Origin of the sequence: Candidatus Sarcina troglodytae (assembly GCF_015708635.1) — a bacterium.
Taxonomy (GTDB): Bacteria; Bacillota; Clostridia; order Clostridiales; family Clostridiaceae; genus Sarcina; species Sarcina ventriculi.
On sequence record NZ_CP051754.1, the window covers coordinates 420,716 to 434,531 of the forward strand.

The 13,816-nt window shown below is 25.9% G+C and carries 12 protein-coding genes; all 12 read left to right on the forward strand.

Going from position 1 to position 13,816, the window contains the following annotated elements; all coding sequences use genetic code 11:
* Window positions 1-6: 6 nt before the first annotated feature.
* Entirely contained in the window at window positions 7-918 is a 912-nt protein-coding gene (gene rfbA / locus HH195_RS01865; protein ID WP_055258171.1) for a glucose-1-phosphate thymidylyltransferase RfbA, read from the forward strand.
* 17 nt (window positions 919-935) lie between these two features.
* Entirely contained in the window at window positions 936-1,499 is a 564-nt protein-coding gene (gene rfbC / locus HH195_RS01870) for a dTDP-4-dehydrorhamnose 3,5-epimerase (protein ID WP_195923957.1), read from the forward strand.
* An 86-nt stretch (window positions 1,500-1,585) separates the two neighbouring features.
* Window positions 1,586-2,464: a dTDP-4-dehydrorhamnose reductase gene (gene rfbD / locus HH195_RS01875; protein ID WP_196371364.1), complete on the forward strand. Its 879-nt coding sequence runs from the start codon at window positions 1,586-1,588 to the stop codon at window positions 2,462-2,464.
* 73 nt (window positions 2,465-2,537) lie between these two features.
* Window positions 2,538-3,590, forward strand: coding sequence for a dTDP-glucose 4,6-dehydratase (gene rfbB / locus HH195_RS01880; RefSeq protein WP_196371365.1), 1,053 nt, complete (start codon window positions 2,538-2,540; stop codon window positions 3,588-3,590).
* Between the two features lie 29 nt (window positions 3,591-3,619).
* Window positions 3,620-4,474, forward strand: a complete 855-nt coding sequence (locus HH195_RS01885; RefSeq protein WP_243278528.1) for a glycosyltransferase family 2 protein — start codon at window positions 3,620-3,622, stop codon at window positions 4,472-4,474.
* A gap of 23 nt (window positions 4,475-4,497) precedes the next feature.
* Window positions 4,498-5,409 (forward strand): glycosyltransferase family 2 protein, encoded by a 912-nt coding sequence (locus HH195_RS01890; RefSeq protein WP_196371366.1) that lies wholly within the window; start codon window positions 4,498-4,500, stop codon window positions 5,407-5,409.
* Window positions 5,410-5,419: 10 nt separating this feature from the next.
* Window positions 5,420-7,138: an O-antigen ligase family protein gene (locus tag HH195_RS01895; protein WP_196371367.1), complete on the forward strand. Its 1,719-nt coding sequence runs from the start codon at window positions 5,420-5,422 to the stop codon at window positions 7,136-7,138.
* A gap of 28 nt (window positions 7,139-7,166) precedes the next feature.
* On the forward strand, window positions 7,167-8,231 hold the full coding sequence (locus HH195_RS01900; RefSeq protein ID WP_196371368.1) for an acyltransferase family protein: 1,065 nt from the start codon (window positions 7,167-7,169) through the stop codon (window positions 8,229-8,231).
* 30 nt (window positions 8,232-8,261) lie between these two features.
* Entirely contained in the window at window positions 8,262-9,353 is a 1,092-nt protein-coding gene (locus HH195_RS01905) for a glycosyltransferase family 4 protein (RefSeq protein WP_196371369.1), read from the forward strand.
* Complete coding sequence (locus HH195_RS01910; protein WP_196371370.1) at window positions 9,353-10,711, forward strand: O-antigen polymerase; 1,359 nt, start codon at window positions 9,353-9,355, stop codon at window positions 10,709-10,711. Before HH195_RS01905 ends, HH195_RS01910 begins: the two co-directional genes overlap by 1 nt.
* Window positions 10,708-11,583, forward strand: coding sequence for a glycosyltransferase family 2 protein (locus tag HH195_RS01915; RefSeq protein WP_196371371.1), 876 nt, complete (start codon window positions 10,708-10,710; stop codon window positions 11,581-11,583). Before HH195_RS01910 ends, HH195_RS01915 begins: the two co-directional genes overlap by 4 nt.
* A gap of 169 nt (window positions 11,584-11,752) precedes the next feature.
* The gene (locus HH195_RS01920) at window positions 11,753-13,813 is read left to right on the forward strand and encodes a hypothetical protein (protein WP_196371372.1); all 2,061 of its coding nucleotides are present in this window, start codon (window positions 11,753-11,755) and stop codon (window positions 13,811-13,813) included.
* Window positions 13,814-13,816: the final 3 nt, after the last annotated feature.

Here is a 13,816-nt window from a genome sequence, read left to right on the forward strand (position 1 = left end):
AAAGTTATGAAGGGAATTATATTAGCAGGTGGGTCAGGAACAAGACTATACCCAGTTACAAAAGCAATGTCAAAACAGATGGTGCCAATATATGATAAGCCAATGATATATTATCCAATGTCTGTACTTATGCTTGCTGGAATAAAGGAAATATTAATAATATCAACAGAAAGAGATTTACCAATCTTTAAGGAGCTTTTTAAAGATGGAAGTGATTTGGGGCTTAGTATAGAGTATAAAATTCAAGAAAAACCAAATGGTCTTGCAGAAGCATTTATCATAGGAGAAGAGTTTATAGGCGATGATAATGTAGCAATGATTCTTGGAGATAACATATTTTATGGACAAAGTTTCACAAGTCATTTAAAAGAAGCTGCAAGTTTAAAGAGTGGAGCAATGGTCTTTGGATATTATGTTCAAAATCCAAAAGCTTTTGGAGTTGTAGAGTTTGATGATTGTGGAAATGTTATTTCTTTAGAGGAAAAACCAGAGAAACCAAAATCAAAATATGCAGTTCCAGGGCTTTATTTTTATGATAATTCTGTAATTGAAAAGGCAAAAACATTAAAGCCATCAGAAAGAGGAGAACTTGAGATAACTGATTTAAATAGAATTTATATGGAAGAGAAAAGTTTAAGGGTAAATCTTTTAGGGCGTGGTATGGCGTGGCTTGATACTGGAACTCATACAGCAATGCTTCAAGCATCAAATTTTGTGGAGGCAGTTCAAAATACGCAAGGAACTTATATAGCATGTTTAGAGGAAATAGCTTATAGAAATGGATGGATAACAAAGAATCAAGTTGAAGAAAGAGCAAAATCTTTAATGAAAACAGGCTATGGAAAATATTTAATGGATATTATAGAAGAAGTTAAGCCTAAAGATATAGTAGAAAATTTAGATACAGTTAAATTTTAATGTAAGGGGAGCTATGAATGGGGAATTTTAAATTTATAGAAACTAAGATAAAAGATTTATATATAATAGAACCTAAAGTTTTTGGAGATAGCAGGGGCTATTTTATGGAGAGTTATAATAAAAAAGATTTTGAAGAGGCAGGATTTTCAATGACGTTTGTACAAGATAATGAGTCAAAATCTAAAAAAGGTGTTTTAAGGGGGCTTCACTTTCAAACTAAAAATGTTCAAGGAAAGTTAGTTAGGGTAACTAAAGGAGAAGTTTTTGATGTAGCAGTAGATTTAAGAAAAGGGTCACCTACTTTTGGACAATGGGAAGGTGTTTGCTTAAGTGAAGAAAATAAAAGACAATTTTATGTTCCAGAAGGATTTGCTCATGGATTCTTAGTTTTATCAGAAGAAGCAGTGTTTAATTATAAATGTACCAATATTTATTCACCAGAATATGATAGTGGGCTTTTATGGAATGATAAAGATGTAAATATACAGTGGCCATTAGAAAATATTGAAGAAATATTATTATCAGAGAAGGATAAAAATCAAAAAACATTAAAAGAATTAGATATACCATTTGTTTATTAAATAAATTTATAATTACAACTTGGTCTAAATAAAAGTTTAGGGAAGACAAAATATAAGTATAAATATGCAAGTAGGGAGAAAGGTTTATGAAAATATTAATAACTGGTTCTAAGGGACAGCTAGGTAATGAGTTACAAGACATAATAAAAAGCGGTAAATGCGATATTTGTAATATGCCTGAGAGAGTGAAAGAGTATGAAGTTATAGCTTTAGATGTTGAGGATTTGGATATAACAAGCTTTGAAAGTGTAAAAAAGGTTTTAGAAAAAGAAAAACCAGATGTTGTTATAAATTGTGCTGCAGCTACAAATGTTGATGGATGTGAATCAAATGTGGATTTAGCATTTAAGATAAATGCATTAGGTCCTAGAAATTTAGCTATAATTTGTGAAAAAATAGATGCTAAACTTGTTCAAGTTTCCACAGATTATGTATTTAGTGGACAAGGTATTAAGGCATTAACTGAATTTGATTTAACAGCTCCTTATAGTGTTTATGGAAAAACTAAGCTTTTAGGTGAAAGTTATGTAAGGGATTTTTCAAGTAAGTATTTTATAGTTAGGACGGCTTGGCTTTATGGAAAAGTTGGTAAAAATTTTGTTTATACAATGATGAAACTTGGTGAAGAAAAGGAAGTCTTAAATGTAGTAAATGATCAAAGGGGAAATCCAACTAATGCTAATGATTTAGCTTATCATATATTAAAACTTATAGAAACAGAAGAATATGGAGTTTATCATTGTACAGGAAAGGGTGAATGTAGTTGGTATGAATTTGCTAAAGAGATAATGGCTCTTTCAAATAGAAAATGCAAAGTTAATCCGTGTACTTCACAAGAATATAAAACTCCAGCCAAAAGACCAGAGTACTCATCACTTGATAATATGATGTTAAGAGCAACAGTTGGGGACGATATGAGAGAGTGGAAGGAAGCTCTTAAAAATTTTATAAAATCAATACCGTAAATACGTATTAAATATAAATGAAGTTATTAAAATTATATAGACTTTAATGATAAAAGCTAAGGGGGAATTTTAAATGAAGACATATTTAGTTACAGGTGGAGCAGGTTTTATAGGATCAAATTTTGTTTTATATATGTTACAAAAATATGATGATATAAGAATAATAAATTTAGATAAATTGACTTATGCAGGAAATTTAGAAAATTTAAAATCAGTGGAAAATGATAAAAGACATATATTTGTCCAAGGTGATATATGTGATAGGGGATTAGTTTCAAGTCTTTTTGAAAAATATGAAATAGATTATGTAGCTCATTTTGCGGCAGAGTCTCATGTAGATAGAAGTATAAGAGAACCAGAAGTTTTTGCTAAAACTAATGTTATGGGAACAGTTAATCTTTTAAACTGTGCAAAGGATGCTTGGGAAAATCAAGAGGGTGTATGGAAAGATGGTGTTAAGTTTTTACATGTATCAACTGATGAGGTTTATGGTTCATTAGGTGATACAGGATACTTTATGGAAACTACACCTTTAGATCCTCATAGTCCATATTCATCAAGTAAAGCAAGTTCAGACCTTATGGTTAAAGCATATCATGATACTTATAAAATGCCAATAAATATAACTAGATGTTCAAATAATTACGGCCCATTCCAATTTCCAGAAAAACTTATACCACTGCTTATAAATAATTGTTTAAATCTTAAGGATTTGCCAGTGTATGGTGATGGATTAAATATAAGGGATTGGCTTTTTGTTGAAGATCATGCAAAGGCAATTGATATGGTTATAAATAATGGACGAGTTGGTGAAGTTTATAATGTCGGTGGACATAATGAAAGGACAAATATTCAAATAGTTAAAACTGTTATAGGTTATATAAATGAAAATGTAGATAGTAAAGTAACGGAAAACTTAATTAAGTATGTTGAAGATAGAAAAGGTCATGATAGGAGATATGGAATTGATCCAACTAAGATAAAGGAAGAACTCGGTTGGTTTCCTGAAACGACATTTGAAGTTGGAATAAAGAAAACAATAAAATGGTATTTAGACAATAAAGAGTGGATGGAAAATGTAACTAGTGGTGCATATAAAAAATATTATGAGAAGATGTATAACTAATACTATACTGAAGAATACAAAAGTGGGATGTGGTTAAAATAAAAAAATTAAAATTTTCTTTAATAATGGCAACCTATGGGCGAGAAAAAGAAGTAGGGGAGTTTTTATCTAAATTGAAAATTAACGATTATCCTAAAGAAAAAATAGAGGTTATAATTGTTGATCAAAATGACAAAATAAATTTAAAACCTATAATAAAAAAATATGAAAATGATTTTAAAATAATATATATTAAGTCAAATGTTAAGGGGTTAGCTAGAAATAGAAATATAGGTTTAAGCAAAGCAACTGGGGATATAATAGCTTTTCCAGATGATGATTGTGAATACATTAGTGACACTTTAATAAAGGTAAATAATTATTTAAACATATCAGATTCTAATATAGTAATGGGAAGGATTATTGAAAGAGATGGAAGTGATTCTTTAAGAATATGGAAAAAAGAAAATTTTGAGGTTAATAAAAGCAATTTTTATACATCGTGTTCTTCAGTAACAATGTTTTTTAAAAAAGAAAATACAAGTCTATTATTTAATGAAAATTTAGGGGCAGGTGCTAAATTTGGTTCGTGCGAAGATTCAGATATTTTATATAGAAATTTAAAGGCTAATAATAAAGTTTTATATAAAAGTGATATAAAGATATATCATCCACATTATGATAGCAATGAAAATATGAGTAGAGAAAAGATATATAGTTATGGCTTGGGTTTTGGTGCATTTGTAAAAAGTAATTTAGATATAAATACTATAATGTTATTTGTTAAAGCCCAAGGATATCATATGATAAAAACTTTATATTATTTATTAACTTTTAAATTTGATAAATGTAAAAATAGCTATATATCATTTATAAGTAGAGTTAATGGTTTAATTAGCTATTAATAGGGGTAAGATAGGGGGATAAAATGAAAAAAGTTACAGTTATAACTCCTTATTATAGAGGTGAAAAAACTATATTTAACACTATAAATTCTGTTTTTAATTCATATGAAAATGTAAAAGATGAAATTAATTTAGAATATATAGTGATAATAGATAGCATGGAGGATAGAGATAAAATATTTAAGAAACTCAAAAATGAGTATAAAGATAAAATAATATTATTAAAAAACCAAGAAAATTTGGGGGTTGCAAAGTCTAGGAATAAAGCAATTAAGTTAGCAACAGGGGATTATGTTATATTTTTAGACCAAGATGATAATTTAGATGAAAATTATTTTACGTATATAAAGAATAATATAGAGGCGGATTCTAAAGTAATTTTGGTTAATGGATATATATGTAATAAAGTTAATGGAAAGAAAGCACCTCTTTATTATGTTAGACCAAAACTTAGAAGGAAAACTTTTTTAAGAGCAAATAAGATAAGTACACCAGGACAAGTTGTTTTTTCTAAATCTATTATAAATAATAATTTTTTTACAGGATGCTCAGAAGAATTTAAGGGAGCAGATGATTGGGCTGCATATATAAATATGTTTTTAAATAATCCTAATTTAAAAATTGATTATATATCTAAAAAATTATTTTATTATAATCTTCATGGCAACAATTATAGTAATAATTGGAAAGAGCTTAATAGTAGCGCTATAGAAACATCAAAATATTTTATAAATAAAGTTCAAAGTGATGAAAAGAAAATATTACAAAAAAGAATAAATATATTAGCTTTTGAAAATATGTATTTAGGAAATAAATCCCTAGATTTTAAACTTAAGAATTTATGTAAAATAATTGATTATTATATTTTTCATATCGTATATGTTAATAGAATTTTGGGAGCATTTCATAAAAAATTAATAGGCTTTTATAGATAAAGGGGATAGTATGAAAAGTTTAATTAATAAAATTGAAAATAAATATGTATATCTATTATATTTATCAATTTTGTCTGTATTTATATCTGGTTTTAAAATTTATATTGCTTTATTTGGTGTAAGCATATTATTAGGTGCAATATTGATTATAAATAATAAACCTAGAATTAAAATTAATAAGTGGCAAATAGCTTTAACTGTATTTGTTATTTGGTCGATAATAAATTCAATTATAAGCATAGTATTTTTTCATACAATGATAGATATGTCCATGCTATTAAAGATAAATATTAATTTAATATTTTTAATTGTAGTAAGCTTGTTGATAAGTAATTCAATAATAAATATAAATAAAGAAAAATTTTTAATTATAATTGAATTAATAATATTAGGTAATTTTATACAAATAATATATATATATCTATCAGGGGGGTTGATAGGTGATTTACTAGGTGGTTGGTTGACTAAAAGTTCAGATAGTGCTTATATAATTAGCACATATAATATTGTAATAGGTTCTAGCAATAAGAATATATGGGCTAGTAAATTTTTGCTTTTATTTATAGTATATTTATATTCATCAATAACCATATATCCTAAAGAATATAGGAAAAGAAATATATTTTATGGAATATTGGGTGTGTTAACTGTATTTTTAATATTAAGTAGAACTAGTCAATTAGCTTTGGTTGTAGCATTAGTGTTTTTAGTATTTTATTTTATAAGAAACATAAATAGAAAGTATAAAATAGGTGTTTATTTAGTAAGTGCAGTTTTAGTTGTATTTTGCATTGCAATATTAGTAGAAAAGTTTTTTCATATAAGTTTTGACATGACAGATGGAGGATTTACAAGATTATATATATGGAATAAATTAATTTCTAATATTGGGGATACACACTTTATCATAGGAAATGGACTTGGCTATAGCAAAACATTTATTTCTCAAGTCGTGCAACGTCAAGAATCAAATCTACACAATGTTTATATGAATCTATTTTTTGAGTTAGGGATAGTGGGCATTTTATCGTATATATTATTTTTGGTATTCTTCGTAAAGGAAAATATAAAAAGTAATGAAATGATAAAATTTATTTTTTTAATAGTAATTCCATTTATTATAACTACATCACTTCAATATTTAGGATTTGATAATGATTTAGTTATTATGTTTATTTTAATATTAATTGTTGCAAAAGCGAATGAGAGCAAGGAATTAAACAAAAAAAATAAAAAAATAAATAAAAATAGATATACAGGTATAGTTACGCTTTTTGCAGTATTTATATTAGGTAGTGTATTTGTAAGTGGGCAAAAAGAACCTGTTAATGAAGTTAATATTGAAAGTAATGAATCTATAATCGTAAAAAGACAATTATATGATTTTCACAAAGAAGCTTATAAGGCGACGATGACGGTTCTAGATAGTGTAAATTTGGATGATGAGACAATACAAGTAAAAATAAATGAGGCACGACAAGCCATTAAACAATATAAAGAATTTTATTTAGATATTAATGATGACAATAATGTAGATAATGATGTTATACCTTGGGGTGTTTTATTAGATGGAAAACAACAAGAAATATTAGATAGGATACAAGAAAAGATAAATATATATAGTGAAACGAAAAAATTAGATGATAAAGAGAAAGCTATAAATTATATGCCAGAGGCGTTACCACAACAATGGAAAAATTATTTTATAGAAATAATAAATAGTATTTAAAGGTAGCTAAAGAAGTAAAAGGAGAGGTATGGGATTTCAATTAGAAAAAAGTGGTGAAATAGATAATAAGAGAATAGAATATATAGACATATTAAGAGGAATAGCAATGATTTTAGTATTAATAGGTCACAATGATACTATTTTAACTAATTATATATATTCATTTCATATACCATTGTTCTTTTTTATATCTGGACTTACTTATAAAGGTAATTCTGCTTCTTTAAAAGAAGTTATTAAAAAAAGATTTAGAAATATTGTAATTCCATATTTAAAATTATCTTTATTTTTATATTTTCTTTGGATATTATTAATGAATTTTCAAGGAATAGTTTTATATAAGAATGATATACTTAAAAATTTTATTGGAATATTCTATTGTCAAGGTGCAGATAGTATGGCATGGGGGTTACAACTTTGGTTTTTACCATGTTTATTTATTACATCAATAATATTTTACTTTATAAGTAAAATAAAGAAAAAAGTTTTTATATTGATATCAATAATAGCAGTATCTAGCGTTGGTTTTTTGTTAAATGATATTTTGAGAATTAATTTTTTATGGAGTTTTGATGTAGCACTAGTAGGAGTATTATTTTATGGAACTGGTTTTTTATTAAAAAATAAGTTAAATACATATAAACCTCAAATAGTAGATTTTATATGTATACTTATAAGTTTAGTGTTACTTATAATTTTTAACCAATTAAATGGAAGAGTTGATATGTATTCTAGTCAATATAATAATATTCTTTTGTTCATAAGCAACTCTTTTTTAGGTATATATATAATAATAATAGCATCTAAGTTAATAAAACAAAAAAGGATTATAAAATTTGTAGGCATTAACACTATTATAATACTTGCTCTTCATATTAGAGTATTAGATTTTATAAAGAAAGCATTCTTAACATTTTTTAGTTTGTCTTTGAATGTGAATAGTATTTTTAATGGTGTAATTTTAGTACCTATCCTACAAATTATGATTATAGCTCTCATAATATTTTTATTAAAGCAATTAAAAAAATATATTAAATACGCAAAGACAATAAAGATTAAAGAAAAGTTAGTTGTATTAATAAATAAGAATTGATTATTGTAGTGAACATTAGGAGGACATTAAATGAGAAATAAGGTTATTATAAATTGTAGTATATTGCATGAAAAACCCACAGGGCTTGGTGTGTATGCAAAGAATGTAGTGCATGAGATAAATAATATTGAAAACAATGTGGAGGTATTATCTCCAGTAGAGATAGATGGGGTTAATACCAAAATTATAAATAAGTATGTAAAGCCAAGTTATAAAAAAGTAGGGGGATTAGCTAGGTTTTTATGGACACAATTTGTATTGCCTTTTAAAGGGGGAAAAAATGATATAATATATCATCCTTTTCAATATATAAGCATTTTATCACCAGCCAAACAAATAATGACCATTCATGATTTGATTCCAATGCGTTATCCTAAAGTGGCTAAGCATCAGTATATTTATTATAAGTATCTTATGCCTATTTTAATAAAGAAATCAGATAAAATAATTTGTATTTCTGAAAGTACAAAAAATGATTTAGTAGATATTTATCAGATACAAGAAAATAAAATATCTGTAATTTATAATGGATATGATAAAAATTTATTTAACAAAAAAAATATAAATAGAAAAATATTAAATAAATATCATATAGATTATGATTATATGGTTATGGTTGGTGCATCATATCCACATAAAAATATAGAAGTTGCTATAAAAGCTTTTGAAGAGATAGATAATTGTAAATTAATAATTGTAGGTAAAGATTCATCTTATATATTAAAATTAAAAGCTTTAGTAAAGAAACTTAATATAGAAGAAAAAGTTAAGTTTGTAGGATATGTTCCAGATGAAGATTTACCAACACTTTATGGATGTTCTAAAGGTTTCTTATATACAACTTTATATGAAGGATTTGGACTTCCAATTTTAGAAGCTATGGCTTGTGGTGCTTTAGTTTTGTGTGGAAATAATTCATCACTTCCTGAGGTTTATGGAGATAGTGCATTAGTTTTAGATTTGAATGATGTAAATGATGTAAGGAAAAAAATAGAATTAGCTATAAAGGATAATGAGTTACGTAATGAACTTTTAAGAAAGTCTGAAAAGAATATAAACAGATTTTCATGGAATAAAACAGCAAGAGAAATATACAATGTGATAAATAAGGGGGAGAATTAGTGTTTTATTTTATAGGGGTTTTACAGCTTTTAATCTTTGGAAGTGTACTCTTTGTTGGGTATAAAAAACAAGGATTGGCAATAGTTACCGATGCAGTAAAAATAATGGCTATGCTTTGGTTATTCAATATTGGTATGTATAATATGCAACTTAGTGGACTTTATAATCCAACTTGGCAAATAAATTTAGTTGTTATGACAATATGCATTGTATTTTTAATAGTTGGCTTTAAAAGTTATATAACAGAAAAAGATGTTATAAATATTGTTAGAGATTTAAAAGATGATAAGAAAAGTATTGAAATTTATTCAAATTTTACGAATGTAATAATAGTAATTGCATTATTATTGTTTTTAGTTAGTGTATATAAAAATGGATTAGCAATATTAAGTGAAAATAAAATAAATAAACAACAACTTGGGCATTATTCAGCTTATATTATATATATGTTAGCCTTTTGTGCTCAATTAAAGTATATTTTATTTAGAATTAATAAAAAGAAAATTGATTTGTTACTTTTTTTAATAAGTATTGGTACATTGGTTTTAACATTAAATAGAGGACCTATAGCATTTATAGTAGCAGCTATATATATATACGAAATATATAATCTTATAAATGTAAGAAAAAATATATCTAATAAAAAGTTTATTGCAATGATAGTAGCTTTAGTTATATTACTTATAATATTCTTAGAATTTTTTGGGTATATAGGTGATCTTAGAATGAAATATGTGTTAGAAAACATTTTTCATAAAACTATAAATGAACATTATCAAGCACCTGATTGGATGAGTTCTGGTTCTTTGTGGAGTTATATTTATTTAACAAGTCCACTTGAAAATGCATCACATTCTATAATAAATCAAAGTGTTGATTTTACATTTTTTAATAATTTATTATATCCATTTATAAAACTTGGTGCTAATATTTTAGGTCTTGGTGCATCTTATAAGGCATGGATTATGGGGAGAGTTGGATATACTCCATATTTACAAGATAGTGTAGGATTAAATGTATCATCTTTTATTCCACAAGCTATGCAAGATTTAGGGTATATTGGTCTTATAGTATATGTATTTATATACGTTGGAATTGCATATTTTTCAATAAGGCTTATAAAGAGAAAAATAAAAATATCAGCTTTAGGTTCAATTATGATTTCTATAAACGTTATAAATATTTTACTTTGGAGCGTTTTTGATAATTCTTTAAAAATCCCAATACTTATATTAAATATATTATTATGTTTAGTTATTGAAATTTATAGGGCTAAAGTTTTAAAGATAAGCATAAATAAAGACGCTAAAATTATAGACATTAGAAAGAATTTAAAAACTAAGGATGTGATAAGTTGAAGAAAGTAGCTATAATTATTTTAAATTATAAAAATTCTAAAGATACAATAGAATGTGTAGAGAGTTTAGAAAAAATAAAGTATAAAAATTTTGAAATAATTATTGTGGATAATGATTCGAGAGATGAATCTATTGAAATTTTAAGAAGCTATTTTAAAGACAAGCATATAGTTTTAGAGTCTAATAAAAATGGTGGTTTTGCATATGGAAATAATGTTGGCATAAAGTATGCATTAGAGAATGGAGCAGATTATATTTTATTAATAAATAATGATACAACAGTTGAGGAAAATTTTTTAGATATATTAGTTGAAACTGCTGAAAAAGACAAAAATATTGGTATAACAACTGGGCTTATAATGAATTATTATGATAGAAATAAGATTTGGTACAATGGTGGAGAAATAGATTGGAATAAATTTTATGGATATCATTTGAATGAAAGAGGAAATTTTAGCACGGTAGAAGAAATCAAAGAAATAACTTTTGCTACTGGATGTTTAATGTTAATTAGAAAAGAAGTTTTTGAAACGGTGGGGTTGCTTCCAGAAGAATATTTTATGTATTATGAAGATGTAGATTTTTGCGTTATGGTAAAAAATAATGGATATAAAATTATATATAATTCAAAAAGTAAAATATATCATAAGGTGAGTGCATCATCAGGAGAAGAGGAATCTCCTTTTGCAATAGAGTGGAATACAAGAAATAGAATGAAGTTTTATAAAAAGTATAAAGATTTAGGAAGCAATAAAATAAAAGGAGTTTTCCCAATATTTTTTTATACAACTAGATTATTAAAATGTACTAAATATTTAAAAGAAAAAAGAATAGATAAGATAAAATCACTAAGAAGAGGAGTAATAGGATAAATAAATTTATCCTATTATTTTTTATCTAATTAATTATATATTCACAAAATATTAACAATAAAAAACATATTATTACATATAAAGGTAGAAAAAGAAAAAAATATATGATAAAATATTTATTGTAAAATAAAACAAATTAAAGGAATAGATAAATTAGGGGGAAAAATTAATGAGTAAAAATTTACAAAAAACATTAGCAGGGGCTTTGGCTACAATGTCTGTAATGAGTATTGCAACACCAGTAATGGCAACAACAGTGGATATAGATACTTTATATAAAAATGCATATGATGCTATGAGAAAAGCTCAAGAAACAGAAAAACAAACTGATATAAATGCAGCTATGGACCTTATATGGGAATTAAGACATGTGGGAGATGAAAGAAAAGATGAAAATTTAATAAATGCTGCTTGTACTTGGTCAAGTTTAGTTGATGAGGTTCAACATCCTAAATTAGTTAAAATAGTTACAGCTATAACTAAGGCTCAAGAAACTGGTAGACAAGCTGATATAAATGAGGCGTTTGCTACAATAGAACCTGAATTACCAGCGGTTTGGAGAAGTTCTTATACATCTGCAATAGATTTAGTTCAACAAAAATTACAAGATGAATTAGTTAAAGCAGTTGAAAAAGCTGAAGCAGATAAAACTGAAGAAAGTATAAAAGATGCAAGAGAATTAGTGAATGAAGTTTTAACTGCTAATAGTGAAGCTATGGTTGAATGGGCTAAAATATTTGAAGCAAAATTAGATAACATAGTTGGAGATGGAACTGGTGATGATGATTATTTAATAGATGATGAAATCCAAGACGGAACTGGTGATGATGATTGCTTAATAGATCAGGAAGCTTATGATTTAAAAATAACTGACGTAGAAGTTAATAGAAAACAAATAAAAGTAACTTTTGATGCTTTAGAAAAAAGTCTAGATGATGTTACTTTAACTGTTGTAGATAACAATGGAAATGAGGTTAAAGTAAAATCAGTAGCTATAATAAAAAAAGGTGCTACAGAGGCAAAATTTGAATTTAACAATTATTTACCAGAAAAACCAACAGGAGTTTGGACTATAAATGGGGAAAAATTTAACTTGACAGAAAAAGCTTTTGTTAAAGAAGTTAAAGATGCTAGTAATGATGAAAAATTAGGAAAAGTTTTAGCTAAAGAGGAATATAAGGATTTAGTAACTTACAATAAAGATAGGCTAGCAAACTATGTAGAGGAATTGCAAAAAACTGAATTAAAAGAAGTTAAGGATATTCAAGATATAATAGATAAAGTTGATGCTAAACTTGATAAAGAAGAAAGTAGTAATGCAGAGTTAAATAAATATATAGATTTATTAAAGAAAGTATCAAAAAATGGAACTCAAGAACAATTTAATAATGTATTAAATGAAGGTGTTGAAGCAAAGTATATTAAAGATGTAAACCCAGATTATATGGAAGATTATAAGAAAGAAATAGAAAAGAATAGTGAAGATATTAAAGAAATTGCAAACATTCAAACTCAAATTAAGAGTGTAAATGATGGAAAGCAAAAAGAAGCAGATCAAAAGAATGAAGAAGCTATAAACAAAGCTAAAACTGACTTAAAAACTGCTTTAGAGGAAAGTGATAAAAAGGCTATATTAGAGGCATTACAAAATTCACTTTTAGGTTTAGATAATGTAAAAGCTGAGAATATAGATCATTATGTTTTGGATAAAGAGAATATTAAACATAAACTTGAAAAGCATACTGGCTTAGAAAAAGTAAATGAATATTTAAATATGATAAATGAAAAAGCAGATGTGGTTAATGCAAATACTCTTGAGAATATGATAAAAGCTTTAGGTAAATTTTCACAAACAAGAAATTTTGGAGATTTTAATAATTTATCAACAGTAAAAAAACAAGATACAGCTGAAGAATTGCTAAGAAATATTTCATCTCAAGAAAAACAATATAGTATTGGTGATTTAGAGAAAGAAATTGTAAAAATTAATAAAGATATTGAAGGTAAGTTAGAAAATTTAAATGTTGCTTTAGATAAGTTAAAGAAAGAAAGAAAAGAAAAGAAAGCTGATGACTTAACACTTCCATTACGTAATGCATTAAAAGAAATTATAGGACAAGAAGTTAGCGTAGAAAAGGCAGATAAATTTTATAATAACTCTTTTGATTCAAAAGGAGAATTGGTTGAATATTCTAATTACACAGATATAAGAACTGCACTTAACAAATAATAT